At 57.8% G+C, this 2,340-nt stretch carries 3 protein-coding genes; 2 read left to right on the top strand and 1 reads right to left on the bottom strand.

Annotated elements, in window-relative coordinates; genetic code table 11:
* A partial coding sequence (locus tag D8V06_RS09690) for a serine dehydratase beta chain (protein WP_277751293.1) occupies nt 1-161 on the bottom strand: 161 nt, incomplete at its 3' end.
* A 435-nt stretch (nt 162-596) separates the two neighbouring features.
* Here D8V06_RS09690 and D8V06_RS09685 point away from each other — a divergent pair.
* Both D8V06_RS09685 and choW read left to right on the top strand, forming a co-directional pair.
* On the top strand, nt 597-1,544 hold the full coding sequence (locus tag D8V06_RS09685) for a choline ABC transporter substrate-binding protein (RefSeq protein WP_056853903.1): 948 nt from the start codon (nt 597-599) through the stop codon (nt 1,542-1,544).
* Between the two features lie 66 nt (nt 1,545-1,610).
* A partial coding sequence (gene choW, locus D8V06_RS09680) for a choline ABC transporter permease subunit (protein WP_130930869.1) occupies nt 1,611-2,340 on the top strand: 730 nt, incomplete at its 3' end.

Raw genomic sequence — 2,340 nt, 5'->3', positions numbered from 1 at the left:
AACGAACCATAAAGCTGAACTTCGACACGCCTTACTTGTTCCAAAAGACCCTGTTCACGCAAACCTTGCACGAACAGCGCCGCGGCGCGCATAGGCCCCACGGTGTGCGAACTGGAAGGGCCGATGCCGATTTTGAACAGGTCGAAAACACTGATAGCCATTACTGCCGGACTCCTGGATGTGCCAACTCCAGGCGCAAAAGCGCCCGGTGACGGAGCTGCTACGCTCAAGCTGCAATCCGTCAGGATGGCCGCATCATCAGGCTTTTGACGTGTCGTTCGACGTCTCACACCGACGCACTCATGTCCACGAACGCCGCGTGTCTTTTACGTCGCGAATTCGCCGTTTTTTTGCGACTCAGACGGACAAAAGAGCCCGAAAAAAGCTGTAAACGACGTCACTGACACTGGATGCGACCATCCCTGTACTGGTTACGACGCACCCTGTAGGCGTCAGATTTTCACTGGTACATGATCGTATCGACTCGATTGCAAGGCGCCGTGGTAGAGCTGTCTCCAAAACGCCATCCAACCGCAACCTATAAGTGCGGTGGTCCAATCGGAACACTGCCAAAAAAAACACCAAGGAGTCCATCCATGAAAGGTTCTTCGTCGTTGTTGTTGGCCGTCATGCTTAGTCTGCCGGTTCTGGCGCAAGCCGCCGAACCGGCCCAATGCAGCACCGTAAACTTCTCGGATGTCGGCTGGACCGACATCACAGCAACGACCGCGACCACCAGCGTCGTGCTCAACGCCCTCGGCTACAAGACCAAGACCACCATGATTTCCGTGCCCGTGACCTACAAGTCTCTGGCCGACGGCAAGAACATGGACGTGTTCCTGGGCAACTGGATGCCGACCATGGAAAACGACATCAAGGCCTACCGCGAGGCCGGCACCGTAGAAACCGTACGCACCAACCTCAAGGGTGCCAAATACACCCTCGCCGTTCCCCAGGCCCTGTACGACAAAGGGCTGCATGATTTCGCCGACATCGCCAAATTCAAGAAAGAACTCGACGGCAAGATCTACGGCATCGAGCCGGGCAACGACGGTAACCGGCTGATCCAGAGTATGATCGACAAGAACGCCTTCGGCCTGAAAGACGCCGGTTTCAAGGTCGTCGAGTCCAGCGAGGCGGGCATGCTGTCGCAAGTCGACCGCGCACAGAAACGCGACACCGCCGTGGTGTTTCTGGGCTGGGCACCGCACCCGATGAACAAGCGTTTCAAGATTCAATACCTGACCGGCGGCGACGACTTCTTCGGCCCCGACTTTGGCGCCGCTACCGTGGCGACCAACACCCGCAAAGGCTACGCCGAAGAATGCAGCAACGTCGGTCAGCTGCTGAAAAACCTCGAGTTCACCGTCGACATGGAAAGTGAACTGATGGGCAACATCCTGGACGACAAAATGAAGCCTGACGCGGCCGCCAAGGCCTGGCTGAAAAAGAATCCCCAGGTGCTCGATACCTGGCTCGCTGGCGTGACCACCATTGACGGTAAACCTGGCCTGGACGCCGTGAAAGCCAAGCTGAATCAGTAATCGCTTACGCCGGGCGGGCTAGCCCGCCCGGGCTGTTTATTTCCTTGCATGCGGACGTTCACTACCATGCTGATTGATCAGAAAATACCTTTAGGCCAGTACATTGCAGGCTTCGTTGAATGGTTGACGCAACACGGCGCCAACACCTTCGACGCAATTGCCGTGTCACTGGAAACGATGATCCACGGCGTGACGTTTGCGCTGACCTGGTTCAACCCGCTGGTCTTGATCGGCCTGATCGCACTACTGGCACACTTCATCCAGCGCAAATGGGGGCTGACCGCCTTCGTCATTGCTTCCTTCCTGCTGATCCTCAACCTGGGATACTGGCAGGAAACCATGGAAACCCTCGCCCAGGTGCTGTTCGCCACCCTGGTCTGCGTGTTGATCGGCGTGCCGTTGGGCATCGTCGCCGCGCATAAGCCGATGTTCTACACCATGATGCGTCCTGTACTCGATCTGATGCAGACCGTACCGACCTTCGTGTACCTCATTCCTACCTTGACCCTCTTCGGTCTGGGTGTGGTCCCGGGCCTGATCTCGACGGTGGTGTTCGCGATTGCCGCGCCCATCCGCCTCACTTACCTGGGTATCCGCGATGTGCCGCAAGAACTGATGGACGCCGGCAAGGCCTTTGGCTGCTCGCGTCGCCAACTGCTCACACGGATCGAATTGCCCCACGCCATGCCGAGCATCGCAGCCGGCATCACCCAGTGCATCATGCTGTCGCTTTCGATGGTAGTGATCGCGGCACTGGTGGGCGCCGACGGACTCGGCAAACCGGTGGTCAACGCAC

This window comes from Pseudomonas sp. Sample_24 (assembly GCF_004307605.1).
GTDB lineage: Bacteria > Pseudomonadota > Gammaproteobacteria > Pseudomonadales > Pseudomonadaceae > Aquipseudomonas.
The sequence above is the reverse complement of the archived record's forward strand: the minus strand, read 5'-3'. Positions and strand labels throughout refer to the sequence as shown.

Coding starts and splice junctions, on each gene's coding strand:
- D8V06_RS09685 (WP_056853903.1), top strand. CDS start 597: ATGAAAGGTTCTTCGTCGTTGTTGTTGGCCGTCATGCTTAGTCTGCCG.